Raw genomic sequence first — 25,614 nt, forward strand, 5'->3', positions numbered from 1 at the left:
ATGCGTTTAAAAAACAAAGTAGCCATTGTAACCGGCGGTGCCCGCGATATCGGCAGAGCTGTATCGATCAAATTAGCCTGCGAAGGCGCAAGTGTAGTGGTTAACTACTTTCAGAAAGAAGAAGATGCCCAAGAGACCATAGCGCAAATTACGGCCAACGGCGGTAAAGCGGTAGCCGTGTATGGCGATATGACCAAGCCGGCAGATGTTGACAACTTGATCGTGAAAAGCCGCGAAGCTTTTGGTGAGGAGATACACATGCTGATCAACGTAGCCGGTGGACTGGTAGCACGCAAACCTACCGTCGAGATAGAGCCTGAATTTTGGGACAAGATATTTGAGCTGAATGTAAAATCGGTATTTATGGCATCGAAAGCGGCATTGCCATTTATGAAAGAGGGCGCTTCGATCATCAATTTTTCATCACTGGCTGGCCGTGATGGCGGCGGGCCTGGCGCATCGGCTTATGCTGCAGCCAAAGGTGCTTTGATGACCTATACCCGTGCATTGGCCAAAGAGCAAGGGCCACGAGGAATCCGCGTTAATGCCGTAGCACCGGGAATGATAGCTACAACATTCCACGATACTTTTTCGAAACCCGAAGTGCGCGCGAACGTGGCCAACTCTACCCCGCTGCGCCGCGAAGGCCAGGCTAAAGAGGTTGCCGATCTGGTTGCTTATTTAGTAAGTGACGAGGCAAGCTTTATTACCGGTACTAACGTAGATATTAACGGCGGCCTGGCTTTTTCGTAATTATAAAAACATCTTAAAAACGGGCATGACGATATGTTTATGTCCGTTTTTATTCCTCTCTACAGCAACTGGTTTTCACCACTGCGAACCCGGAGTGCCGACCCCGGCACATTTAAACAGCGGTTAAAAATATTTTCGGCAAATATTTGGAAATCAAAAATAAAGCTCGCATATTTGGTTAACCAATTATCTGGTTGACCAAAATATCAAGATCATTTCTTCATATCCGGTTAACCTGAAAAAAACCAAATAATACCTTTTCAATCACCATTGTTCATTGCCGGGGTAGCATTTGATTGATATTAAACCAAATTATTAAACATCATAACCAGTTGTTAACCTTTCTTACCCCCTATCCCGATATATGAAAAAACTTATACGTTATTTTTTCAGCCTGATCTTGTTTCTAATTGCCTCGGCACCATTGCTGGCGCAACACGTGGTTATCAGCCAGTATTGGGGCAGTGTTGGCAGTAGCGGCGCGCCGTACAACTCCAACTTTGTGGAACTTTATAATCCTACCACATCCGACGTTAACATGACGGGCTGGTCTGTTCAATACAAAAGCGCTACCAGCGCCGGGACGATGAACGTGATGGCGTTCCCGGCTAATTCCATCATCAGGGCGCACGGTTATTTCCTTATTTCGTTAGGCAGTTCGTCAACACCTGTCTCTTCAAATCCGCTCCCTACGCCCGATGCTGTCGGTGCAACACAGGTGGCCAGTTCGGGTAAGATTGCGTTGGTAGCCAGCACTACCGCCATCAGCATACCTGCTCCGCCGGCAAACAACCCGGATACTTATCCAAACGTGGTTGATTTTCTGGGTTTCGGAACTGGTGTCGATTTGGTTTGGGAAGGTACCGGAGCTGCCGGAGCAGGCACAGGTACTTCGGGTACAAAATGCTTTGAGAGAAAGGCTAATGCCAGTTCGACAGCTGCGACCATGATATCAACCGGAACCGATTACCTGGCCGGGAACGGTTACGACAGCGACGATAACGCGAACGACTTCTTGCTGATCGCCAACATCAACCCTCATAATACCTCGTCGCCAATAGCCGGGGTATTTGTGACTCCATCGGTTACTTCGCTGGATTTCGGCACCAGCCAAACTGTTAGTACCACATCAACAGCACAGAGTTTTTCGTTAACGGGGATATTGAGCGCTAATGCTACGGTAAGCACTTCGGCGCCATACGCGGTATCGAAAGATGGCACTAACTTCAGCACCTCGATCAGTTTTACGCCGGCCGAGATCAAAGCTACTCCGGGTCCGCTGGTGTATGTAAATTTTTCGCCGACTACGACGACGGCCAGTCCGGGTAGTGTAAGCATTACTTCAACAAACGCCACTACACAAACGGTTAACTTAACGGGCACGGGTAGTGCTGCAGCCGATGTAACACCGCCGGTAAATGCAACAAACTATCCAAAAACGAATAATATTACCACTACATCGGTAGACGTGATAAGCAACCTGAACGAAACCGGGACGACTTACTACGTATTGATACCTGCAACAGGTGCTGCTCCGACAACAGTAGCACAAATTGTGGCGGGTAAAGACGGCAACAATAACGCGATTGTAACCTCGGGCTCATTTGCGGTAACTGCGGCCAATACCGATGCGACCAAAACTATTTCGGGCCTATCGCCGGCAACAACTTATAATATTTACGTGGTATCGCAGGATGCAGCAGGAACGCCAAACTTACAAACATCATTTACTACGCTGAATGCCACTACACTAAAGCTTACGCAGACGATTACCTTCGCATCAACCGGTTCGGCAACTTATGGCGGTGTTGATTTTAATCCGGGTGCTACGAGCGATAACAATACCATCGGGATAACCTACAGCAGCAGCGACCCAGCTATCGCAACAATAGTGGCCAACAAAGTAAGTATTGTAAAAGCCGGAATCGTAACCATTACTGCAAACCAGGCGGGCAGCGCTTTATACAATGCTGCCACGGCCAAGCAGCAAACGCTCACCATTAACCCGGCCGCTTTGACCATCACAGCCAATAGCGTGACCAAATCGTTCGGTTCTACCTTAACCGGTGGCGCAGGTTCGGGCGCATTTACATCTACAGCTCTACAAAACAGTGAGAGCATCGGCAGTGTAACCATTACCTATGGCGCAGGCGCAGCGGCATCGGCAACAGCCGGAACATATACCGGCTCGGTAGTAGCTTCGGCGGCAACGGGCGGAACTTTTACGGCATCAAACTATAGCATTACTTATGTAGCTGGCGATATCACTGTATCGGCAGTACCTATCCCAACTATCAACACTACCGGAACAGTATCCGCGTTAAGCACAACTTACGGCACGGCTTCGACAACCGGCACATTTAATGTCTCGGGCACTAACATGACGGCCGGGATACTGGTAACAGCGCCTGCGGGTTTTGAGGTGAGCGCAAGTGCAGGCAGCGGGTTTGGTGCTTCGGTAACAATCGGTGCGGCAGGTACCATCGCTTCGACACCTGTTTACATCAGGCTGGCGGCTACAGATGGCGCCAACAATTATTCGGGCAACGTAACTTTGAGCAGCCCCGGCGCCAATAATGCCAGCGTGGCCATCGCGGTAAGCACCGTGAACCAAAAAACGTTAACCGTTACAGCGGCCAATGCTACCAAAGTTTACGGAACGGCTAACCCGACATTCACCATGAATTACAGCGGTTTTGTGGGTGCAGATGACGTAAACAGCTTAACCGTAAAACCAACGGGCAGCACAACCGCCACGGCAACATCGCCGGTAAATACTTATGTCATTACACCGGCGGGCGGCGTTGCCGATAATTATACATTCAGCTACGTAGCCGGTACTTTAACTGTAACCAAGGCCACATTAACAGTGACTGCAAGCACTACCACCAAGGCTTACGGCGCAGCATTACCCACATTAACACCGGCTTACAGCGGTTTTGTCGGCACGGACAATGCCGCCAGCTTAACCACACAACCTACAGTAAGTACTACTGCAACGGCAACATCGACTATCGGGCCGTACCCAACTACCGTAAGCGGCGGTGCATCGACAAACTATACCTTTACCTACGTGGCCGGAACATTGACCGTAACCCAGGCAACTTTGACCGTTACGGCAAACAGCCCGAGCAAAACATACGGTATGGCTAACCCGGCTTTATCGGTAAGCTACTCGGGCTTTGTGGGAAGCGATAATGCTGCGAGTTTGACTACACAACCAACGGTAACCACCACGGCTATCGTCACATCAGCGGTGGGTACTTACCCGGTTACGGCAAGCGGCGGCTCATCGCCGAATTATACGTTTGCATACGTGGCCGGTACTTTAACGGTGAACAAAGCCCCGTTAACCATAACTGCCGATAACAAGAGTATGCCTTATAGCGGTACGGTGCCGGCGCTTACTGCCAGCTACTCAGGCTTTGCGGGCACGGATAACGCCGCCAGCCTGACAACTGCGCCCGTATTAAGCACTACGGCTACACAATCGTCGGCGCCGGGCAATTATCCTATCAGCGTAAGCGGGGCAGCATCGGGCAATTACAATATCACTTATGTGAACGGCTCGCTGACTATTATCCCATCGAGTGATGCTACTTTATCAAACATTAAACTGAACGCAGGCAGCATTTCGCCTAAATTTTCATCGGCAATTACCAGCTATATCGATTCGGTAGACAACGGGATATATTATATCAACATCACCGCCACTACCAGCGATAATAATGCGACCCTGACCGTAAACGGAACAACCGTGAACAGTGGGAAAGCCTCGGCTACCATGCCGGTAAATACAGGTAATAACGCTATTACCATTGTAGTAACCGCGCAGGATGGTGTAACACAGAAAACCTACATGGTAACGGTTTATAAGGCAGCGCCTTCATCGGCTATAACCGCAGGTAACATCCTGACACCGAACGGTGACGGCAAGAATGATACCTGGGTAATCAAGGACATCCAGCTGTTCCCGAACAATTTTGTGAACGTGTACGACCGTGGCGGACGCGTGGTTTACAGCAAGCATGGATACGCCAACGACTGGAACGCGAACCTGAACGGTGCCCCGCTAACCGAGGGCACGTATTACTACACTGTAGACCTGGGTACCTCGGCGCCGGTTATTAAAGGTTATATCACGATTTTGAGAAACAGATAATTCCCCCATAACGACCATAAAATGAACATCAAAAATACTTTTACCGGGTTATTTACCTTTGCGGCGATGGCTTTGTCGGTACAACAGGGCAGGGCCCAGTTGAACCCATTCCAACAGGGTTATTATCTCAACAAATACCTGGCCGACCCGTCGATGGCCGGTATCAACCCGGGGTTGAACATCAACGCCGGTTACCGCCAGCAATGGAGCTCGTTCCCCGGTACACCTAAAACCCAAACTTTAACTGCCGATTACCAGGCTACCGATAAAGTTGGTTTAGGTTTGAACATCAGTAACGATAAAGCAGGGTTGATACAACAGACCCGCATTATGGCAACCTATGCTTACCACTTGCCTTTAAGCGGTAATGATCAGCATTTAAACTTTGGTTTATCCTTAGGTGTTAACGATCCATTCATCAGCACCGGCAGCGTTAACGGCGACCAGAGCGATGTGCAGATTGCCGATTACAACTCATTGAAACCTTATGTGGATGGCGATTTCGGTATCTCGTACACCAGCAACCACCTGACTGTTGAAGCTGCGATACCTAACCTGAAAGCCAACATTTTTAAAAACGAGGACGACCGGATAGATGTTGACCGGACGACCTTTATGACAGCAGCCAGCTATAAGATACAATTGCCGGGCAATGCGCTTGCGGTTGAGCCAAAAGTAATGTTTCGGGGCGTAAAAGGTTTTGACAATATCCTTGACGCAGGGGTTAATTTTAGTATGACCAGCACCGGCTTAAGTTTGCAGGGCATTTACCACAGCAACCAGAATGTAGGTATGGGATTTGCCTGGGAAGAGCATGCTTTTGGTTTAAGCTTTAATTACAACCTCGAAACCGGCCCGGTGAGTACTTACAGTTCGGGAGCTTTTGAGTTTGGTTTGAAGATTAAACTATTCAATAAGGCTAAATAATCTACAATTACTGTTAGTATATTTTATTGATATTATTTAATACTTAGGCAATAGTTTTCCTGCATGGATTCGAACCACGATTTTCTGAACCAAAATCAGACGTGCTACCATTGCACCACAGGAAAATTTACAGTGGAGAATCCAGGTAACGATCCCGGATCTTCGGATTTTCAATCCGCCGCATACACCATGTTTGCTAATTCTCCAACAAAGTGGAAACAAAAGGACTTGAACCTTTAACCGACACCGTATAAGGGTGCTGCTCTAACCATTGAGCTATATTTCCAAAGAAAAACAAAGTAAGGCAACCCGGACTCGAACCGGGAACCTCCACATCCCAAATGTGGTAATCTGAACCAATTGATATATTGCCCTAAAACAAAAAAGCCCCTTAGTGATCTAAGAGGCTTCAAAGCGTTTGTTATATTTTTTCAATACATAGCTACTCACCTCTGATAAATCAGTTGCGAAAATTGGCTTTGTATCGATATTGTTTTCATGCCGCAATAATACAAATTTTATTTAATATCATAAAATTAAAAATATTCTTTTTCTAATTACCCCAATTAGTGATCGACCGACTTTATTATCAGCATTCTATTAAACCATTTTTCCGGGTCCTTTACTCTGTCAAACGTCACCAATATCAACCTACTTCGAAACATTATATGGCAAAATAAACTTTTGCTGCAATTTAAATTAGAAAATACCATTACTTTAGTTTTAAAATAAACTTTTAATTAACAGAATATGGAAAAGCGTATCCGCTTAATTTTTGCCATGACCCTTACCTTGCTTTTAACCGGCAACCTGGTTAAAGCCGACGAAGGGATGTGGATACCGATGCTGATCGGTAAAAACTATGATCAAATGAAAAAACAGGGCTTTAAGCTTACTGCCGAAGATCTGTACAACATTAACAAAGCCAGCATTAAAGATGCCATCGTATCGATGGGCGGCGGTTTCTGTACTGCCGAGGTGGTATCAAGCCATGGCTTGCTGTTTACCAACCACCACTGCGGTTACGAGTCGATAGCTGCGAACTCGACTCCGCAGAATGATATTTTAGATAATGGTTTTTATGCCAAGAGTTATGCCGAAGAGAAGCCTATACCCGGCCTGTTCGTGGATTTTTTGGTTCGGATAGAAGATGTTACCCCGCAGGTAACCGCTGCCCTGGCCGGCGCCAGTGATGCCGAGCGTGGCACCAAACTGGCGCAGATAAGTAAGCAACTGGTTGACAACAGTGTTAAAGATACCCATTACCACGCCGCCATCAGCAGCTTTTTTAAAGGTAACCAGTACTTTTTGTATGTGTACGAAAAGTATTCGGACGTACGTTTGGTGGGTGCCCCGCCACAATCGATAGGCAAATTCGGCGGCGATACCGACAACTGGGAATGGCCGCGCCATACCGGCGACTTTTCGATCTTCCGGATATACTCAGGTAAAGACGGACAGCCGGCCGAATATTCGGCAGATAATGTGCCGCTTACACCAAAGAAATTTTTACCCATCTCCATAAAAGGAGTTAAAAATGGTGATTTTGCTATGGTTTATGGTTACCCGGGCCGTACCGATCGCTTCCTGACCTCGAATGGTGTACACTTAGCTACCGAAGAAACCAACCCGATCATCGTAAAGCTGCGCGACATCCGCCTGAGGGCCTGGAAAGAAGAGATGAACAAAAGCACCGAAACCCGCCTGAAACTTTCATCGAAATATGCCGAGATCGCCAACTACTGGAAGTACTACATCGGCCAAACCGACCAGTTGAAACACCTTAAAATCTACGAACAAAAACAAGGTGAAGAAGCCGATTTTACCAAATGGGCCGCTGGCAAACCCGAGTATACCGGTTTAATGGATGCGTACAAAAAAGCCTATGCAGATTATGAGCCTTATGCCATTCATCGCACCTATATTAACGAAGGCTTGCTGGCCCCCGGCTTTGTGATTATGAACCTTAACCTCAACGGCGGCATTCGTGCTTTACAGCAAATGAAAGACAATGCCGATGCGGTAGCCAGCATTAAAAGCCAGTTAGGTAAAATCATCGATGATTATGCGGGCAATTACAATGAAACGGCCGATAAAAAAATATTCGCGCAGATCATGGCCTCGTATTATGCCGATGTGCCCGCTGCACAGCACCCGCAGTTCATTACCGATATCGTGACTAATTATAAAGGTTCAACGCCGTTGGAATCGTTCACAAAATATGCCGACTATTTATGGGCCAGCAGCAAGACCATCAGACCGGCTGATATTAAAGTCCTGATGGACAACCCATCTATAGACGCTATAGCTAACGACCCGGCTTTTGTGTACGCGCAGAATGTTAACCCGCAAGCATATTCGCGCAAGGTTTTCGGCACTAAAATAACAGATTTCGAAGCCGAGAAAGCTCGCCTTGATCATCTGTATCAAAAGGCTTTATTAGAGAAGAACGCCGATAAGTTAATGTACCCTGATGCCAACTCGACCATGCGTATCAGCTACGGCAACGTACAGGATTACATTAAAGACGGTAAAAAAGCGCCTATCACCACCAACCTGAACGAAGTAGTGAAGAAATATAAACCAAAAGATGACGAATTCGACCTGCCGCAATCGCTGCTGGATGCTTACAAGGCCAAGACTTTTGGCCAGTATGGCGAGAACGGGACAGTGCCCGTTTGCTTTATCACCAATAATGATATTACGGGTGGCAACTCGGGTTCGCCGGTAATTAACGCTAACGGTGAGCTGATCGGCCTGGCTTTTGACGGTAACTGGGAAGCGATGAGCGGAGATATCGCATTCGACAAAAAATACAAACGTACCATTTGCGTGGATGTGCGTTATGTGCTATGGTGCATCGATGTGCTTGGCCATGGTAACAACCTGATCAGCGAACTGGATATCCATAAGAATTAGGATAAACCAGGCGATAAAACAAAAGGGCTGAATAGAGATATTTCGGCCCTTTTGTTTTTAAATCTATGCCTCGCGAAAACTAAACCTTGCTTTTGGTGAAGCGCCCATAAGCTGATAACTATTGTTTTTGCAAACACCAGGTCGTCATACAGCGCAGGTTTTGTACGTTGGTGGTTTTAATAGGCTCGTGCAGATAAGCGTTCAGTTCGGCAGTGTATTGCAGCAGCATTTCCTGGTTCACTAAAAAACGCTCCGAACCATCAGGCAGTAAATACCTCCCGTTGCCCAATGGTTTTACCAGGGTTTCAATACCAATGTCCGACGCCAACCTGGCAAAGAGATAGCCTCCCGGTTTCAATACACGCCACATTTCGTGCAGCATGGCCTCAAAGTGTGTTTTGCCTTGTGCGAAATGCAACACGGCGCTGCTGATCACCAGGTCGAACTCCGCGTCGCCGAAAGGCAGAGCCTCGGCAGAAGCTATTGTAAAATTACCTTGCGGGATATGTGGTGCGAGCTTTTGTGCCAATTGCTGTACATTGGCAACAGCGTTCGGGCTTGGGTCGATGCCGTGCACTTCAAACCCGTTCTGTAAAAAGTAAACAATGTTGCGCCCGCCACCACAGCCGGCGTCTAATATTTTGTGGCAATTGTTATAAGTGCCTTTCAGTAACTGATCAAAAAGGTAGATATCGATACTTCCGTAAAGCTGCTGCAGGTTGTTTGTCATCAGGTATATTTCTGTAAATTTAGCAATTCATCAAGATAAATATGAGCCCCGTTACTCCTTTTCACATTGCAGTACCTGTTTACGATCTGGAAGAAGCCCGCAGGTTTTATCGCGAGGTGCTGGGCTGCGGCGAAGGCCGGAGCAATACGCGCTGGACTGATTTTAACCTGTATGGCCACCAGTTCGTTATCCATTTAAAACCCCGCCCGATTTCGGTTGAACAAACCCATCACAACCCTGTCGACGGACACGACGTACCCGTACCGCACTACGGCGTAGTATTACCATGGGAAGATTGGGAAAAGCTGCGCGACAGGCTGCAAAGTATGAACATCAAATTTATCATCGAGCCGTATATCCGCTTTAAGGGCTTGCCCGGCGAGCAGGCCACCATGTTCTTTTTAGACCCCTCGGGCAACGCCCTCGAGTTTAAAGCATTTAAGGATATCGGGCAGTTGTTTGCCGTATGATGTAAATTTAGTGGGGCGTTTGCTAATTAAATGTCGTTTATGTCAGATAAGATAAAACCGATCTTGTTTGTACAATTAGCAGATGCGCAGTGCGGCAACGCAGGTAATATTTGAAAACGGCCTTCGTTTCGGAATCAGTCGGCTGGTACAGACAAAGGTGCAAAGTTGTTATATTCCGTCATAGTTATGGAAAAACATCACCGCAATACTATTCAAAAAAAGTTATCCGCCCAGATGATCAGGAATTAAGATAGTGTAAAATTGAAATTTGATATTGTATATTTGATTTAACCAATTATTAACACACTGACCGATTATTAACCTGATTAATTATGGAATGGTATCAATATGTGGCCGGCTTTCTTGCCGGTACATTTTTCGCTAACGCCGTACCTCATTTTGTACACGGCATCTCGGGTAACAAATTTCCAACGCCCTTTGCAAAGCCCCCCGGCAAGGGGCTGTCAACATCAACTACCAACGTTTTGTGGGCATTGCTCAATATTATCGTCGCCTGCTCGTTGTTCAGGATAAGCAAATTTCACCACGATAAGCCCCTGGAAATGATCATCCTTTTTGCCGGAGCGGTGGTGATAAGCGTATTCCTGAGCATTCGCTTTCAGGGTAAGCATAAGGAGTAGCTACCTGGATAAATGGTGCGGCACGAACCTACAGCCCGTGCCGCCCACAGCGACCAAACTTTTATTGCTCCCGGATTTGCATAATTTTCAAAACTCTTATATTGTGCTTTTAATTTTTTAAAAATACGATGAAGATTAACGCTAAACGACTGGCTCTGCATTTTGCAGAAATGAGCCAGATTGGCAAAATAGGAGAAACCGGTACCTGCCGCCCCGCCCACAGCCCCGACGAAAAACAGGCTTTTGAACTGGCATCAAGCTGGATGCACGCTGCAGGCATGCAAACCCGCATAGATAATTTTGGTAACCTCATCGGCACGCTCAAAGGCAGTAAACCCGAATTGCCCGTACTCATGATGGGTTCGCACCTCGACTCGCAGCCCTATGGCGGCCGGTTCGACGGCGTAGCCGGTGTACTTTGCGCGATAGAAGCCATCACCACATTAACCGAAAACGGCATCAAACCCAAACGCACCATCGAAATCATCAGCTTTGCCGACGAGGAAGGTTGGCGCTTTAAAAAAGGACTGTTCGGCTCACGGGGTATTTTAGGCAAGCTTGAAGAAGGCGAACTGCAGCGCACCGATGCTAATGGCATCACACGCGAAAAAGCTTTGATCAATTTTGGCTGCGATATCGGCAAATTTAAAGAGTCGGAATACAAAGCAGGAAGCATTTTTGCTTTCCTGGAGTTGCACATCGAACAAGGGCCCATCCTCGACAGGGCCAATAAACCGATCGGTATTGTAAGCGGCATTTCGGGCCCGCTATGGCTGACGGTTAAGATGAAAGGCATGGCCGGCCATACCGGCTCGGTACCTATGCACATGCGGCAGGATGCACTTTTGGGAGCTGCCGAGGTGATCGTTGGCCTCAACAAAATTGTAACTCAGGTTCCCGGTGCACCAACCGTAGGTACTGTAGCTACCATAGATGTATTCCCGGCATCGCGTAATATCATTGCCGAAGAAGTAGTGTTTACACTCGATCTGCGCGATATCGACCTCGACCGCCGCAACCGTTACGAGCAGCAGGTACGCGAACTGATTGATGCATCCGCCAAAGCACATCAACTCACTTATAAGGTTTCGGTGGATACCAACAGCGAACCGCGTTATTGCGCCGGCTGGATCAAAGATATCATCGGTGAAGAATGTAAAACTTTAGGCCTGGATGCTCCCGAACTGATGAGCGGACCTTTCCATGATGCCCTGGCTTTATCCTACGCCTGCGATTACGGTATGATCTTTATCCGTTGTAAGGACGGCATAAGTCATAACCCTCTCGAGTATTCGAGTGATGAGGACCTGGCACTCGGTACAGAAATTCTATATGGAACAATTTTGAAGGTATTGCAGAAGTAATTTTAATGAATAAGTAACCGATGCAAGATGGCATCGGGATTAATGCCAATACCATCTACCGGTCAGCTGATTCTTTAAATAAGCCAAAATCGCTTAGCACAATACAAGCGTCGGATGCGGTAATACGCAGCCTTACCTTAGTCGCGGTAATATCCTGCGGAAGCCGGATCAGCCTGTTGGCGCCGATAGTTGTAGCGGAGGCAATTTCCGTCCATTTCCCATCCGCGAATGCATCCACAGCAAAAGCACTGATACGCTGACCCAGTTTAATATTTTCGCGCAGACGGATGATATTGAAAGTTTGCGGTTTGGTTAGAGCAAGCGTCAGGTCGGCAGTGGTTACCTTATCATCGGTAGCCCAGTAGCTGTACCGGTCATCATCCAGCAAACGCGCCGGCCCGTACTTAGCTGTGTTATTACCGCGGATATTGCTTGCCGAAACCTTAGCGCCCCTGGCCAGGTTTACCGCAAAAGTTTTACGCAGGATATCACCGAATGCTTTGAGCGAAGCTACATCGCGCTCGTTGATCAGCCCACGGCGGTCGGGCGCGAGGCCAAGGTCGAGATCGGCGCCCCGGCCTACGCTTTTGTAGTAGATATCCAGCAATTGCTGCGGTGTTTTTACTTTTTCATCCTGGCTGGCATGGTAAAACCATCCGGGGCGCAGCGGCACATCGCACTCGGCAGGCATCCAGTTCGGTGCGCCGTGTGTACCCTCAATACCCAGTTTATCCAGCACATAACCATTGGCAGGGCCTTTACCTTCATCCGGGGCTTTAGGCAGATAGGTTGCCCAGCAGGTTTGGCCCGCTTCGCCATTCTCGTTGCCTACCCAGCGCACATCAGGACCCACATCGCCGAAGATGCAGGCATTGGGCTGTAGCTTGCGTACGATGGCCCAGGTGGTATCCCAACCGTAATAGGTGGTTCGATCGATCTTACGTACCTCGCGTTTGCCACCGTAATAGCCATCGCCGCCGTTGGCGCCATCGTGCCAGGAAATGAACAGCGGGCCGTAAGTGCTGTAAAGTTCTTTGATCTGATTGCGATAGGTTTGCACATAAGCCGGTGTGCCGTAGGCGGGGTTGTTCCTGTCCCAGGGTGAGCAGTAGATGCCCATTTGCATGCCCAGTTTATTACAGGCTTCGCGGTATTCGCGCACAATATCGCCCGCACCATTTTTGTACGGGCTTTTAGTAATGTTATGCCCGGTAGTTTGCGTGGGCCACAGGCAAAAGCCGTCGTGGTGCTTGGCCACGATCACGACGCCTTTAAAACCACCGGCTTTAGCCGCACCGACGATCAGCATAGCGTTAAACTGCGTGGGATTAAATATTTGCTCATCTTCATCGCCATAGCCCCACTCCTTATCTGTATAGGTATCCACACCAAAATGGATGATGCAGTACATTTCCATCTGGTGCCAGTTGAGTTGTGCGGCACTCGGGATAGCACCGTAGGGTTTTGGCGACGTGTTTTGGCTGTAACCGGATAAAAATATTAGTGTTAGTAAACTAACTATTAGGCTTTTTTTCATATACTAATCAATCAATAAATGAGGTTTCTCCTGGTAGGTGTTCCATAAAAATTCGCCGAAGATGGTATTGGCCCAGGCAAACCATTTTCGGGTGTACCTGGTTGGATCGTTCACGTTAAAGGCCTCGTGCATAAAGCCTGTACCAGCGTGGGTTTTCCTGAGCATATCGATGCAATATTTGATCTCGTCGTCGCTTGTACTGGTCAGGCCACGACTGATAATACTCAACGGCCAGGCCATATCAGGCATGCCTACATGTGGTCCGCTGATGCCTTCGGCAAATTTGCCTTTGCTGAAGTACGGGTTACTATCCGAGAGCACATAGCGCCGGGTATTCTGATAGACCGGGTCGTTTATGTTGACCGCGCCCAGGTACGGTAAGGCCAGCAGGCCGGGGATATTGGCATCGTCCATCAAATTATGGTTACCGAAGCCGTCGACTTCGTACGCGTAAATCTGACCGTACACGGGATGGCTGACGATCGCGTATTTCCGGAGTGCGACCTCAACTTCTATAGCAAGCGCCTGCAGTTGGGTAGCCAGGGAGGTGTCGTGTTGTAAAGTACTTACCATCTCGGCCGCCTGCCGCAGGCTCACCACCGCAAAAAAGTTTGAAGGGACGAGGAAAGGGTAGATGGTTGCATCATCGCTGGGTCGGAACATGGAGCAGATCAGCCCAACCGGTTTTACAGGAAAACCGTAGCCACCCATGGGCAGGGTATCGGTAGCGGCACTGGTGCTGCGCTGAAAATGATACGGGCCGTGGCCTGTCTTCCGCTGCTGATCGATGAATACTTGTAAAATATTATGGATAGCATGTTTCCATTGCTCGTCGAAAGGCTGGGTATCGCCGGTAGTTTTCCAGTAATGGTATGCCAGCCTGATGGGGTAACAGAGCGAATCGATTTCGTATTTGCGCTCGTGCACGCCCGGCTTCATTTCGGTATGATCGCTTTTCCACTCGCTTATTTTGGTATCATCCTTGTAAAAAGCATTAGCATAGGGGTCCTTTAAAATACAACGGGTTTGCCGGTTGATGACACCGGCTATCAACTTTTTGAGTTTATCGTCGGTTTTGGTAAAAGGCAGATAGGGCCAAACCTGGGCACTGCTGTCGCGGAGCCACATAGCGTCGATATCGCCGGTGATGACATAAGTATCGGGTTTGCCATCTGCCATCTCAAAAAATACTGTAGTATCCAGGGTATTAGGGAAACAGTTTTCGAACAGCCAGCCAAGTTCTTTATTTTTTACTCCGGCTTTAAATTTTACGATGGCATCTTCAATAATGGCGCTCCTGAAATTACGCTTACTTAAAAGCGGCCTGTTGCCGGGGTATTCACCGTCGTTAATGGCAAAAACATTATTGCTTAAAAATAACCCGGTTGCGAGCAAACTGGTATGCTGTAAAAATTGGCTTCTTTTCATGTCAGTTTAAACCAAGGTACATACTTCGGCACTTAATGCCAACAGTTTTATTTTGATTTGGCAAGTGACAAACTTATCGCGAAATAAATTTTCGTCACACAAAAACATTTAATTGTGATCCGGTGTTCCTCAATTACAAAATACCTCACAAACTATGAAACGATTTAATGAACACGATACTGTGGTTTACACCAACGAAAAGGGCCAGATGATAGATACTTTTGTGATCTATGACACCGACCCGGACAGCGGGCTGACCCATATCAACCACATGAACCTGAAAGTTCCGGAAAGTATGCTGCAGTTACATCCATTAACTATCAAAGGTCATCACATGCCCATGCGTGATTCTTTTAGTTTTGAGATATTTAAAAAACTGAAAGAGAAATTCCTGGTTCAGGATAAACTTACGGTTCGCCGTAAACTAAAACCCGAATCCGGCTTTGCCGGTCCGCTGGCGAAAGCATCTTAAAATACATGGCCGCTTTGCAAGCGGCTTTTTTTGTTAGTTGTATGGGGATTCCTGCATACCAGCCGCGGATTAGTATTGTGTGTCTTATCTCAATTAAATCTTCCACAAAAAACTGACCTATAACGTATAACAAAATATTTGTGTATCCATTTTAGTTTTTATTCATTAACTTCGGGCAACCATTGAATTGTAACATTCGTATTACACTTCAAAAACCAATTTATTAACTTAATTACCCGACTAATGAAAACTATTAGTTTAAAGCTATTTGGCTGCTTATTATTAATAACCGCAGCATTCAGTTCGTGTAAAAAAACTGACGATACGAACGCTTCATCGCAAATTTCTTTCGGCCTGACATCCGACAGCCCCCTGGCAACATTCTCTGTTCCCGGTTCAATTGCCGTCAATTCGTTAGTGACTATGGGGCCACCTTTGGGTACAGCCGGGATTACCTGGACATCCGGAATTGCAAATATCGCCCGGTTTCAACTGGAAGCTAAAAAAGATGGTAAATCAACAGAGATCAGTACCGCGGGCGTAACCCATGTGGATTTGTTTGCACTCAATTCGGCGCTTGCCAACGTCCGGATAGATGCAGGTACCTATACGGAGATCGAGCTTAGAGTTGTTTTTGAAAAGGTAGCAGCCGGCGATCTGCCTTTGGTTTTAAAAGGAACATATACCACCAAGGCAGGTACTAACATTCCCGTCGAGTTTGACTTTAATGATAATCTGCTTATCAAAGCAAGCGCTGAGAATCTTGTTGTAGACGGCACAAAGAATCTGGGAGCCAGCTTAACTGTGCATCTGGCTAAACTGTTAGCCACAATTACCGCCGCCGAAATAGACGCCACCACACGCACCAACAACACTATATTAATCACCAGTTCGATCAATACCAATGTTTATAATAAAATAATAGCAGCATTAACATCGTGCAGCGATTCGAAGCCCTTCGAAAAGCATGATAAATAATCTTCACATTTAAAAAAATAAAGAAAGCCCGAAAGGGCTTTTTTATTTTACAATACTTACCTGTGCAAATGCAATTGGCTATCCAATCAACAATAGCAAATAAAAAATACAGTATTTATCTATAAAAACTGCAAAATCTGTAGCTATCATGATCATTTTTGTTAAATTTGGCTGTGGCGCGATTTTTTATCGTTAAATTAGCAATACATAGTTTACACATTGACAAGTTTTATTTTAAATAACAAAGCCGTTAATACCAGCCTGCCGGCAGGTATGCTGCTGCTCGATTTTGTGCGCTATCAGCAAAATCTGAAGGGCACTAAAATCGGCTGCCGCGAGGGTGATTGCGGCGCCTGCACAGTACTTATCGGCGAGTTGGATAACGGGCAGGTTAAATATCGCTCGGCAACTTCGTGCCTTACACCTTTGGGCAACGTTAACAATAAGCACATTGTAACAGTAGAAGGCGTTAACATGGATGACCTGAACCCGATACAACAGGCCATGTGCGAAACTAACGGAACCCAGTGCGGCTTTTGTACACCGGGTTTCATTGTAAGTATGGCTGGGTTTTGCTTAAGCGATAAAGAACCTACTTATAAAAACGCCATAGCATCGGTTGATGGTAACATTTGCCGTTGTACCGGGTATAAATCCATCGAGCGGGCGCTTGAGAAGATAACCGCTTTACTTGAGGACAAACCATCTGATGCAGCAGCGTTCGTTACCGAAAAGGGAATACTACCTGCTTACTTTACCGATATCCCCGAAAAGCTTAAACTCTTATCCGAACAACCAAATGGTGCAGACTTAGCCAAACCAAACAAACTCTTTATTGGCGGCGGTACCGACCTGTATGTGCAGCAGCACGAAGCCATGGTGTATGCCGATATTGATTTTGTGGGTGCAAAACCCGAGCTTAAAGGCATTACGCAGCAAGGCGATATCTGTACGATCGGCGGCGCGACAACCGTTAGCGAGTTTGCGGCTTCGCCGATCATCAGAAAGTATTTCAGCAACATCGACCAATTTACCAAGTTGGTATCGTCGACCCCGATACGCAACATTGCCACCTTTGCAGGGAATTTTGTAAACGCCTCACCCATCGGCGATTTCTCGATCTTCTTTTTGGCGCTTAATGCAATATTGGAGCTAACCGATGGTATTACAAAACGCAACATCCCGCTAAGGCAATTTTATAAAGGATATAAACAGTTGGACAAAAAACCCGAAGAATATATCAGCAAATTCTGGTTCACCTTACCGGATGAAAAAACACTGTTCAATTTTGAAAAGGTAAGCAAGCGTACGCACCTGGATATTGCGAGTGTAAATACAGCCATCAGTTTGGTTATGGCCGGGAGTATAATTACCGATGCTTCGGTATCTGCCGGTGGTGTAGGGCCGACTCCGGCTTACCTGAGCATGGCCTCGGAATTTTTAAAGGGGCGGGTCATCAGCGAAAAGCTTATTATTAAGGCTACGCAAATAGCCCAAACCGAAGTATCGCCTATCAGCGATGCCCGGGGTACAGGACAATATAAACGCCTGTTGTTATCGCAATTGATCAAGGGGCATTTTATCAAACTCTTCCCCGATCTGGAAGTTAAACAATTAATATCCGTGGTATGAAGAATATAGATGCAAAAACCCATACGCGCGGCGAATCTATTTACCTGGATGATATCCCGCTGATACAAGGCACCTTGTTTGGCTGCGCCTTTGGCTCGCCTGTGGCGCATGGTATCATCAAAAACCTCGACCTGAGCGAAGCAGAAAAGGTGGAAGGTCTGGTAAGGATACTTACCTATCACGATGTTACCGGCGAGAACCAGATAGGCGGCATCGTACCTGATGAGCCTTTGCTGGCCGAGCACCATGTTGATTTTTGCGGCATGCCGGTAGCTTTTGTTGTGGCCGAAACTGATGAAGCAGCCCGCCATGCCGTTAAGAAAATAAAAGTTGAGATAGACCCGCTTCCGGTAATCACTGATCCGCGGGAAGCGCATAAGCTGGGGCAACTCATTGTACCACCGCGTACGCACGTTTTAGGCGATGCCCAATCTGCCTGGCAGCAATGCGAATATATTTTTGAAGGCCAGGCCGACAGTAACGGTCAGGAACATTTATATATTGAAACACAGGGCGCTTACGCCATCCCGCAGGAGAACGGCGCGTTAAAGGTATATTCGTCGACTCAAAGTCCGCGCGCTACGCAGCAGGCATCCTGTAAAGTAATTGGCGTGCAGATGCACCAGTTGGAGGTTGATGTGATCCGCCTGGGCGGCGGTTTTGGCGGTAAAGAAGATCAGGCCAATGCCTGGGCGGCTTTATGTGCTTTGGCCGCTCACATCCTGAAAAAACCTGTAAAATACTCGCTCGACCGGATGGAGGATATGCGAATGACCGGTAAGCGTCACCCCTACTCGTCGGATTTCAAAATTGGCCTCAATAAAAATTATAAAATACTGGCTTACGAGGTGGACTTTTATCAGAACGCAGGCGCCGCGGCTGATCTTTCGCCGGCTGTTTTGGAACGTACTTTATTCCATTGCACCAATAGCTATTTTATACCGAATGTGAAAGCCGTAGCGTACAGTTGCCGCACGCATTTACCGCCTAATACAGCTTTTCGGGGATTTGGTGGCCCGCAGGGTATGTTCGTTATCGAATCGGCAATAGCCAAAGCCGCGCAGGAGCTGGGTGTACAGCCATCGGTCATCCAAAAAGTAAATCTCAATAAAACCGGCGACGAATTCCCCTACGGGCAGTTGGCCGTAAGCGAGGCCGATACCTGCTGGGATAAGGCGATGGATATCTACAACATCGAAAGCGTTATCAAGGAGACCAATTGGTTCAACAAAACCAATAAGTTATACAAAAAAGGTATCGCCTTTATGCCGATATGCTTTGGTATATCATTCACCAATACCATGATGAACCAGGGCCGTGCTTTGGTGCATGTATACACCGATGGCAGCGTAAGTGTGAGTACCGGCGCTATCGAAATGGGGCAGGGTGTAAATACCAAAATGCTGCAGGTGGCATCGTATGTGTTCGGCATCAGGCCGGAGTTGGTGAAGCTGCAAAGCACCAGTACCAGCCGCATAGCCAACTCGTCGCCATCTGCGGCAAGCGCTACTGCCGATTTGAACGGTAAAGCTACTTATATGGCCTGCAAAGCCATCGCCGAAAGGATGATCAAAAACGCAGCCGAGGAAATGCATGTTGACGAGGCTGCCATCAGCTTGAAAGACGAGCAGGTTTTAGTGAACGGCGAGCCAAGCGGTATGGATTGGAAAAAGCTGGTGATGTCGGCTTTTCTAAAGCGGGTAAGTTTATCGGAACATGCGCATTATGCCACACCCGAAATTCACTACGATAAACTAAAAGAAAAAGGGCACCCGTTTGCCTATCACGTTTACGGCACGGCCATCACACAGGTAACAGTGGATTGCCTGCGTGGAACCTACGAGATAGACGCCGTAAAAGTGGTGCACGATTTTGGCCACAGTATGAACCCGCTGATAGACCGCGGGCAGATTGAAGGCGGTATTGTACAGGGCATCGGCTGGATGACGATGGAAGAAGTGATTTACGATAAGGAAGGCCGCCTGCGCTCGAACGCATTATCAACCTATAAAGTACCTGATATTTATTCGGTACCCAAGGTTTTGGATATTGACTTTTTGGATACAGATAAGGATAACCTGGCTATCTTCCGCTCAAAAGCCGTGGGCGAGCCTCCGCTGATGTATGGTATAGGCACCTATTTTGCTTTACGCGATGCGATCAAGGCGTTCAACCCATGGGCGCATATGCCATTTGATGCGCCCATGACGCCCGAAAAAACACTAATGGCACTTTACAGCAATCCATTACCCGCCGGACAGGAAAAAAACGATGAAACAACAAGCAGCCTGGAAGTTAATAGCCGATAGCCTGCAGCACAACATCCCCGTGATGTTGCTGTACGTATTGGAAAGCAAGGGCAGCAGCCCCGGGCGCCGGGGCTTTATGATGGCTGTTGACCGCGATGGGCAAATGGTAGGCTCCATAGGCGGCGGTATCATGGAGCATAAGTTTGTAGAAATGGTTAAAGAAAAGCTCCTGCACAATGAGCATGTGCTGGCTGTAAAACAACAGGTGCATGATAAAGCGGCAGCCAAAAACCAGAGCGGGATGATCTGCTCGGGCGAACAAACCATTTTACTGTACCAGGTTAATCCCGAAGATGCTTTGGACATCGACCGGCTGATTGACAGTTTGGAACATAACCAAAACGGCCTGCTCACGCTATCGCCGAAAGGGCTACATTTTGATAGCGAGGTTAACGGCAGACAAGACCTATTCAACATGGCCGACGAAACCGAATGGCTGTATCAGGAAGTTACCGGGTACATTAACCACCTGTTTATTATTGGTGGCGGGCATTGCGCTTTGGCGCTTTCGCGGATGATGAGCACGCTCGGGTTTTACGTGCACATTTACGAGAACCGCCCTGAGTTAAATACGCTTCAGCAAAACGATGCAGCCAACGAAAAAACTTTGGTTGCCGATTATAATGAACTGGCTGAACTGATCGAATCAGGAGAACACAACTACGTAGTTTTAATGACCTGGGGTTATCGTACCGACGATATTGCCCTACGAAGTTTGATGAACAAGGATTTTAAATACCTGGGCGTATTGGGCAGCAAAAAAAAAATCAAGAAAATGTTTACCGATTACGCCGCCGAAGGCATGGACGAACAACGTTTAAAAAAGATCTTTTCCCCTATCGGCATCCAAATCAAAAGCCAGACGCCCGAAGAGATCGCGGTAAGCATAGCGGCACAGATCATCAAGGTAAAAAACGCCGGTCTGTAGCTTTTAGCATTGTTTTTATTATATTAAGACTTTATTTGATACGATGCACTTAACACCAAGAGAATCGGAAAAGTTATTGTTGTTTTTGGCTGGCGAACTGGCCGAAAAGCGCCGCGCACGGGGGCTGAAACTGAACTACCCCGAAGCGATAGCTTTGATCAGCAGTCATCTGCAGGAGGCGGCACGCGATGGCAAATCGGTAGCTGAGCTGATGCAATACGGCGCCACTATTTTAACCCGCGACGATGTAATGGAAGGGATACCCGAAATGATACACGAGATACAGATCGAAGCTACGTTTCCGGACGGGACGAAGCTGGTTACGGTGCATGATCCGATAAGGTGAGAAGAGTGAATTTTCTATACGTTACAGTGCAAATGGTATAGCAGGAGGCTCCGCTGGAGCCAAACAAAACTTGATTAAACTGCTATAAACAGGATGCTCCTATGGAGCAATAAGACAAAAAATAATCAGACAAGTAACTCCGTAGGAGTAGCCTGTTTATAGAAATTGACAACAAAATAAAGGCTCCGTAGGTGCCTCCTAAAATAACGAACTATGCCTAACACTTATTCTCAAATATACCTGCAATTTGTTTTTGCTGTTAAACACAGACAAAATCTGATCGCTAAAGAGAATAAAGAGGAATTGCATAAATACATTACCGGATTGGTCACAAACAGAAAAGCAAAAATGCTTGCAATAAATTGCATGCCTGACCATTTACACTTGTTCGTTGGCTTTAAACCAACAATATTAATATCCGATTTTGTCAAAGAGATAAAAGTTGAAACCAATGAATTTATCAATAATCAAAATTGGATTAAAGGTAAATTCAGTTGGCAAGAAGGCTATGGTGTATTTTCCTACTCTCATTCACATATCGATAATGTAGTTAAATACATATTGAATCAAGAAGAGCATCATAAAAAGAAAACATTTAGAGAGGAATATCTACAATTATTGCAAAAGTTTGAAATAGCATATCAAAACGAATACTTGTTTGAATTTATTGAATAAATATAACCATCATGATACCAGGCGAATACATCCTCAAAACCGAACCCATTGAATGCAACGTGGGGCGGCCGACCGTAAACCTAACTGTGGTCAACACCGGCGACAGGCCAGTGCAGGTGGGCTCGCATTATCACTTTTTCGAGGTGAACAAACAATTGGAGTTTGACCGTGAGCAAGCTTTCGGTATGCGCCTTAATATTGCGGCAGGAACAGCCGTACGTTTCGAGCCAGGCGAGGAGAAAGACGTTACGCTCACCACCTTCGGCGGTCATCGCAAAATTTATGGCTTTAATAACCTGGTAAATGGTGATACCACATCGGCTGAAGTTAAATCTGCAGCAATGGAAAAATTATCGGCACAGGGATTTAAAAACAAGAAGGCATGAGCTTAAACATCAATCGCATCAAATACGCCAATATGTTTGGCCCTACCACCGGCGATAAAGTTCGGCTGGGCGATACCGATTTGATCATCGAAATTGAAAAAGACTTTACCGTTTATGGCGACGAAGGCAAATTTGGTGGCGGCAAAACCATCCGCGATGGCATGGCGCAATCGGCAACCAAAATACGCGCCGATAATGTGCTCGATTTTGTGATCACCAGCGTGATGATCATCGATCATTGGGGGATTGTTAAAGGTGATATCGGTATTAAGGATGGTAAGATAGTCGGTATTGGCAAAGCGGGTAACCCGGATACTATGGATGGTGTAACGCCCAATATGGTTATCGGCGCATCGACAGAGGTGCATGGCGGTGCAGGCTTGATAGCTACCGCTGGGGGCATCGATACGCACATTCACTTTATTTGCCCACAACAAATAGACCATGCGCTTTTCAGCGGCATTACCACCATGATAGGCGGCGGTACCGGCCCGGCAGATGGTACTAATGCCACTACGGTTACACCCGGAGCCTGGAACATCGAAAAAATGCTGCAATCAGCAGATGCTTTCCCCATGAACCTGGGTTTTTTTGGCAAAGGCAATTGCGCCGAAGAAGCGCCTTTGGAAGAACAAATAGAAGCCGGGGCTTTGGGCTTAAAGATCCACGAGGACTGGGGCTCTACCCCTGCCGTTATTGATGCATCACTAAAAATTGCCGATAAATATGATGTGCAGGTAGCCATCCATACCGATACTTTGAACGAGGCGGGCTTTTTGGAAGATACCATCAAAGCCATCGATGGGCGGGTGATCCATACCTTCCATACCGAAGGCGCAGGCGGCGGGCACGCGCCGGATATCATTAAGGCATCGATGTACCCGAACGTATTGCCGTCATCAACCAATCCTACCCGTCCGTACACCAAAAACACAATCGACGAGCATCTGGATATGCTGATGGTTTGCCATCACCTGGATAAATCGGTGCCCGAGGACGTGGCCTTTGCCGATTCGCGCATCAGGCCCGAAACCATCGCGGCAGAGGATATTCTGCACGATATGGGTGTTTTCAGCATGATGAGTTCCGACTCGCAAGCCATGGGCCGCGTTGCCGAAGTAATTACCCGTACCTGGCAAACGGCTGATAAAATGAAAAAGCAGCGCGGCTTTTTACCCGAAGACAAGGAGAACGATAACTATCGCGTAAAGCGGTATATGGCTAAATATACCATCAACCCGGCTATTAGTCACGGCATTTCTGAATATGTAGGCTCGTTGGAAAGCGGTAAACTGGCCGATCTGGTATTATGGAAACCGGCAATGTTCGGCGCCAAGCCCGAAATGATCATCAAAGGCGGCATGATCATCGCCGCACGCATGGGCGACCCGAACGCGTCCATCCCTACGCCGCAACCGGTAATTTATCGCCACATGTTCGGTGCGCATGGCAAAGCGCTTTACAAAACCTGCGCTACTTTTGTTTCGCAGCTTTCGCTGGATAAAAATGTGGTGCAGCAATATGGTTTGGAGAAGATGACATTACCGGTGAAAAACTGCCGCAACATTGGCAAAAAGGATCTGATCCATAACGATGCAACGCCGCAGATTGACGTTAACCCCGAGAATTACGAGGTAAAGGTTGATGGCGTGCATATTACCTGCGAACCGGTTTCGGTAGTGCCGTTGGCGCAGAGGTATTTTTTATTTTAAGCCCCCTAACCCCCTAAAGGGGTGATAAATCACACGAATATGCTTGTACAAGAAAAAAAGGGGAATATAGAATCGACAGATATCGGCAATCGCACCATCGACTATCTTGCTTTGGAATGGTTCGAAACCCAAAAACGCATTATGCACAAGCATAGCCAGGCGGGTATTGAGGTTGCCATTAAGTTTTTAGGCGGCGGGCAAAATTTAACCCAGGGCGATATTTTGTTTATGGACGATAAAACCGTTATCGCTGTAGATATTTTGCCTTGCGAGGTGATCGTTATCCGCCCGAAAAATATGTTCGAGATGGCTTCGGTTTGTTACGAGATCGGTAACAAGCACCTGCCATTGTTTTACGATAATGAGGATGTGCTGGTAGTATTTGATGCGCCGCTGTTCAGGCTTTTGAGTGCTTCGGGATACGATGTTAGTCAGGATAACCGTAAATTGCTCAACCCGTTAAAAACCAGCGTTGCCGCGCACGGGCATAACGGTGGCCCGGGTGAGAGCCTTTTCTCAAAGATCATGAAGTTAACTAACCCGCAATGAGCACTGCACTGTTAAACCTGCTACAACTGGCCGACCCTACCTTGCCTATCGGCGGCTTTTCACATTCGGCCGGCTTGGAAACTTATGTGCAGTTAGGCATAGTTAAAGATGCGGTATCGGCTGAAGCTTTTGTTAGTGAAATGCTGGCCCAGAACCTGCATTATACCGATGCGGCGCTGATGTCGCTGGCTTATGATGCAACCATTGACCGAAATATTGATGAACTATTGACTTTAGATGCCGAATGCAATGCCGTTAAACTACCGCGCGAAATGAGACAGGCCAGCCAGAAATTAGGCACACGGTTGCTTAAAATATTTCAGGAATACTGCGATGATGATTTACTGAACAGGTATAAGAAAGCAATCGACAACAAAACGGCCGAAGGGCATTATTGCGTCACGTTCGGTATGATCGCGGCCATCCAAAATATTGAAAAACAGGAAGCATTGACCGGCTTTTACTATAACGCTGCTATGGGTATGATCACGAATAGTGTAAAACTGATACCCTTAGGGCAACAGGACGGGCAGAAGATACTTTTCGCTATAAAGCCATTGATCAATGAGCTTGCAGGAAAGTCAATGTATCCCGAAAAGGATTTGATTGGACTGTGCTGCACAGGTTTTGACATACGTTGCATGCAGCATGAAGATTTATATTCGAGGTTGTATATGTCGTAAACAGAGGTGAAAG

The 25,614-nt window shown here is 47.1% G+C and carries 20 protein-coding genes, 4 tRNA genes and 1 pseudogene; 18 read left to right on the forward strand and 7 right to left on the reverse strand.

Features of this window, described 5'->3' with window-relative positions; all coding sequences use genetic code 11:
* From BEL04_RS09255 to BEL04_RS09265, 3 genes are all read left to right on the forward strand, one after another.
* Entirely contained in the window at positions 1 to 753 is a 753-nt protein-coding gene (locus tag BEL04_RS09255; RefSeq protein WP_066002618.1) for an SDR family NAD(P)-dependent oxidoreductase, read from the forward strand.
* 364 nt (positions 754 to 1,117) lie between these two features.
* Positions 1,118 to 4,915 (forward strand): MBG domain-containing protein, encoded by a 3,798-nt coding sequence (locus tag BEL04_RS09260; RefSeq protein WP_066002619.1) that lies wholly within the window; start codon positions 1,118 to 1,120, stop codon positions 4,913 to 4,915.
* A 21-nt stretch (positions 4,916 to 4,936) separates the two neighbouring features.
* Positions 4,937 to 5,842 carry a type IX secretion system membrane protein PorP/SprF gene (locus BEL04_RS09265; protein ID WP_083227836.1) on the forward strand — a complete coding sequence of 302 codons (906 nt, stop codon included), beginning with the start codon at positions 4,937 to 4,939 and terminating at the stop codon, positions 5,840 to 5,842.
* 54 nt (positions 5,843 to 5,896) lie between these two features.
* Here BEL04_RS09265 and BEL04_RS09270 read toward each other — a convergent pair.
* From BEL04_RS09270 to BEL04_RS09280, 4 genes are all read right to left on the reverse strand, one after another.
* Positions 5,897 to 5,967: transfer RNA gene (locus tag BEL04_RS09270), tRNA-Gln, on the reverse strand.
* Between the two features lie 8 nt (positions 5,968 to 5,975).
* Positions 5,976 to 6,048 (reverse strand) — tRNA-Phe (locus tag BEL04_RS24250).
* Positions 6,049 to 6,055: 7 nt separating this feature from the next.
* Positions 6,056 to 6,128, reverse strand: a tRNA-Ile gene (locus BEL04_RS09275).
* 14 nt (positions 6,129 to 6,142) lie between these two features.
* Positions 6,143 to 6,217: transfer RNA gene (locus BEL04_RS09280), tRNA-Pro, on the reverse strand.
* Between the two features lie 375 nt (positions 6,218 to 6,592).
* Here BEL04_RS09280 and BEL04_RS09285 point away from each other — a divergent pair.
* Entirely contained in the window at positions 6,593 to 8,761 is a 2,169-nt protein-coding gene (locus BEL04_RS09285; RefSeq protein WP_066002620.1) for a S46 family peptidase, read from the forward strand.
* 118 nt (positions 8,762 to 8,879) lie between these two features.
* On the opposite strand, the gene BEL04_RS09290 is transcribed toward BEL04_RS09285, so the two are convergent.
* Complete coding sequence (locus BEL04_RS09290; protein ID WP_066002621.1) at positions 8,880 to 9,491, reverse strand: class I SAM-dependent methyltransferase; 612 nt, start codon at positions 9,489 to 9,491, stop codon at positions 8,880 to 8,882.
* Between the two features lie 41 nt (positions 9,492 to 9,532).
* Here BEL04_RS09290 and BEL04_RS09295 point away from each other — a divergent pair, with 41 nt between their 5' ends.
* The 3 genes from BEL04_RS09295 (at position 9,533) to BEL04_RS09305 (ending at position 11,966) form a co-directional block, all read left to right on the forward strand.
* Positions 9,533 to 9,961 carry a VOC family protein gene (locus BEL04_RS09295; protein WP_066002623.1) on the forward strand — a complete coding sequence of 143 codons (429 nt, stop codon included), beginning with the start codon at positions 9,533 to 9,535 and terminating at the stop codon, positions 9,959 to 9,961.
* 332 nt (positions 9,962 to 10,293) lie between these two features.
* The gene (locus tag BEL04_RS09300) at positions 10,294 to 10,602 is read left to right on the forward strand and encodes a hypothetical protein (protein WP_066002625.1); all 309 of its coding nucleotides are present in this window, start codon (positions 10,294 to 10,296) and stop codon (positions 10,600 to 10,602) included.
* A 128-nt stretch (positions 10,603 to 10,730) separates the two neighbouring features.
* Positions 10,731 to 11,966, forward strand: coding sequence for a M20 family metallo-hydrolase (locus BEL04_RS09305; protein WP_066002627.1), 1,236 nt, complete (start codon positions 10,731 to 10,733; stop codon positions 11,964 to 11,966).
* Positions 11,967 to 12,021: 55 nt separating this feature from the next.
* Here BEL04_RS09305 and BEL04_RS09310 read toward each other — a convergent pair whose 3' ends face one another.
* A complete protein-coding gene (locus BEL04_RS09310; protein ID WP_066002629.1) occupies positions 12,022 to 13,503 on the reverse strand; it encodes an alpha-L-fucosidase in 1,482 nt (493 codons plus the stop codon).
* Positions 13,504 to 13,506: 3 nt separating this feature from the next.
* On the reverse strand, positions 13,507 to 14,931 hold the full coding sequence (locus BEL04_RS09315) for a glycoside hydrolase family 125 protein (RefSeq protein ID WP_066002631.1): 1,425 nt from the start codon (positions 14,929 to 14,931) through the stop codon (positions 13,507 to 13,509).
* Between the two features lie 154 nt (positions 14,932 to 15,085).
* Between BEL04_RS09315 and BEL04_RS09320 the strand changes: the two genes are divergently transcribed.
* From BEL04_RS09320 to BEL04_RS09370, 11 genes and pseudogenes are all read left to right on the forward strand, one after another.
* A complete protein-coding gene (locus BEL04_RS09320) occupies positions 15,086 to 15,403 on the forward strand; it encodes a hypothetical protein (RefSeq protein ID WP_066002633.1) in 318 nt (105 codons plus the stop codon).
* Positions 15,404 to 15,646: 243 nt separating this feature from the next.
* Entirely contained in the window at positions 15,647 to 16,381 is a 735-nt protein-coding gene (locus BEL04_RS09325; protein ID WP_066002635.1) for a hypothetical protein, read from the forward strand.
* 219 nt (positions 16,382 to 16,600) lie between these two features.
* The gene (locus BEL04_RS09330; protein ID WP_083227837.1) at positions 16,601 to 18,013 is read left to right on the forward strand and encodes an FAD binding domain-containing protein; all 1,413 of its coding nucleotides are present in this window, start codon (positions 16,601 to 16,603) and stop codon (positions 18,011 to 18,013) included.
* A complete protein-coding gene (locus tag BEL04_RS09335; protein ID WP_066002639.1) occupies positions 18,010 to 20,322 on the forward strand; it encodes a xanthine dehydrogenase molybdopterin binding subunit in 2,313 nt (770 codons plus the stop codon). The genes BEL04_RS09330 and BEL04_RS09335 overlap by 4 nt, the downstream gene beginning before the upstream one ends.
* Positions 20,285 to 21,250, forward strand: coding sequence for an XdhC family protein (locus BEL04_RS09340; RefSeq protein ID WP_066002641.1), 966 nt, complete (start codon positions 20,285 to 20,287; stop codon positions 21,248 to 21,250). Before BEL04_RS09335 ends, BEL04_RS09340 begins: the two co-directional genes overlap by 38 nt.
* A 43-nt stretch (positions 21,251 to 21,293) precedes the next feature.
* Positions 21,294 to 21,596, forward strand: a complete 303-nt coding sequence (gene ureA, locus BEL04_RS09345) for an urease subunit gamma (protein ID WP_066002643.1) — start codon at positions 21,294 to 21,296, stop codon at positions 21,594 to 21,596.
* A gap of 213 nt (positions 21,597 to 21,809) precedes the next feature.
* Complete coding sequence (gene tnpA / locus BEL04_RS09350) at positions 21,810 to 22,271, forward strand: IS200/IS605 family transposase (RefSeq protein WP_066002645.1); 462 nt, start codon at positions 21,810 to 21,812, stop codon at positions 22,269 to 22,271.
* Positions 22,272 to 22,282: 11 nt separating this feature from the next.
* Positions 22,283 to 22,582, forward strand: a pseudogene (locus BEL04_RS09355) (urease subunit beta); the annotation flags it as partial.
* Positions 22,583 to 22,653: 71 nt separating this feature from the next.
* Positions 22,654 to 24,369 (forward strand): urease subunit alpha, encoded by a 1,716-nt coding sequence (gene ureC / locus BEL04_RS09360; protein WP_066002648.1) that lies wholly within the window; start codon positions 22,654 to 22,656, stop codon positions 24,367 to 24,369.
* A 39-nt stretch (positions 24,370 to 24,408) separates the two neighbouring features.
* Positions 24,409 to 24,918 (forward strand): urease accessory protein UreE, encoded by a 510-nt coding sequence (gene ureE, locus BEL04_RS09365; RefSeq protein WP_066003607.1) that lies wholly within the window; start codon positions 24,409 to 24,411, stop codon positions 24,916 to 24,918.
* Positions 24,915 to 25,601: an urease accessory protein UreF gene (locus BEL04_RS09370; protein WP_066002650.1), complete on the forward strand. Its 687-nt coding sequence runs from the start codon at positions 24,915 to 24,917 to the stop codon at positions 25,599 to 25,601. The genes ureE and BEL04_RS09370 overlap by 4 nt, the downstream gene beginning before the upstream one ends.
* The last annotated feature ends 13 nt before the right edge of the window (positions 25,602 to 25,614 follow it).

This window comes from Mucilaginibacter sp. PPCGB 2223, from assembly GCF_001705515.1.
In the GTDB taxonomy this organism is placed as follows: domain Bacteria; phylum Bacteroidota; class Bacteroidia; order Sphingobacteriales; family Sphingobacteriaceae; genus Mucilaginibacter.